Annotated in this window: 1 pseudogene; it reads right to left on the bottom strand. The window is 69.7% G+C overall.

The features are described from left to right. Window positions 1-140 precede the first annotated feature (140 nt). Window positions 141-1,093: pseudogene (locus ACWC9R_RS37070) on the bottom strand (IS481 family transposase). Window positions 1,094-1,173: the final 80 nt, after the last annotated feature.

The raw sequence follows: 1,173 nt of genomic DNA, 5'->3' as shown, positions 1-1,173 counted from the left end.
GCGTCGATCACCTCCCGGTGATCACGCCAGCGTCCGCCCCGCTTCGGCGTCCGGTCCGGAAGCAACGGCTCGATCCGCGCCCACTGCGCATCTGTAACGGCACACCCAGACCAACGACCAGCTGATCCAAACGAAACTTCCTAGGTGTGTTGTCCGGAGAGGTTGGTGACGCGGCTGGCTGGGGTGTGGCCGCTGATTCCGGTGTGGGGTCGGTGGTAGTTGTACCAGTCCAGCCAGTCGGGGAACGCTGCCTGGCGTTCGGCGTCTGAGGTGTAGGGCTGGTGGTAGGCCCATTCGTCGAGCAGGGTGCGGTGGAAGCGTTCGACCTTGCCGTTGGTCTGGGGGCGCCAGGGACGGGTCCAGCGGGGGCTGATGCCCAGGTCGTGGCATGTCTGGCGCCAGGTGTTCTTGGTGTAGGCCCAGGCGTTGTCGGTCAGTACGCGTTCGACGGTGATGCCTCGCCGGGCGAACCAGGTGGTGGCGCGGGTCAGGAAGGCCGCGCAGGTGGGGCGGTCTCGTCGGGCAGGTCCTCGGTGTAGGCCAGGCGGGAGTGGTCGTCCAGGGCGGTGTGCAGGTAGGCATACCCGGTGCTGGTGCGGTTCTTGCGTCCGGCGGCCCGGCCGAGGACTTTGTGGCCTCCGCCGTCGGGGATGCGGCCGAGTTTCTTGACGTCGATGTGGACCAGTTCGCCGGGGCGGGCTCGTTCGTAGCGGCGGACGGGCTCACCGGTGGCCCGGTCGCAGGTGGCCAGCGGTGGCAGGCCGTGGCGCTGGAGGATGCGGTGGGCGGTGGAGGCGGCGACGCCTGCACGGGTGGACAGTCGCAGCGGGCCGATCCGGTGCTCGCGTCGCAGGCGAATGATCTCGCCCTCCACCGCTGCGGACGTGCGGCGAGGCTGGTGGTGGGGCCTGCTGGGACGGTCTTCCATGCCTGCGTGTCCCAGGCGTTGGTAGCGGCCGGCCCATCGGGCGGCGGTGGTGTGGCTGACCTGGAACCGTTCCGCGGCCCGGCGCAGGGGCCAGCCGTCGTCGACGACGCACCGGGCCAGACGCAGCCTGCCGGTCGGCGTCAGCGGGGCGTTACGGTGGATCACGAGGGCCTCCTGCACTCGGCGGTAGATGTCGCAATCCCCACCGAGCCAGAAGGCCCTCACCTCGTTCAAGCACCACGAAG

It is taken from the genome of Streptomyces sp. NPDC001219 (genome assembly GCF_053597915.1).
Note: the sequence above shows the minus strand (reverse complement) of the source record. Positions and strands in the feature narration are given on the sequence as shown.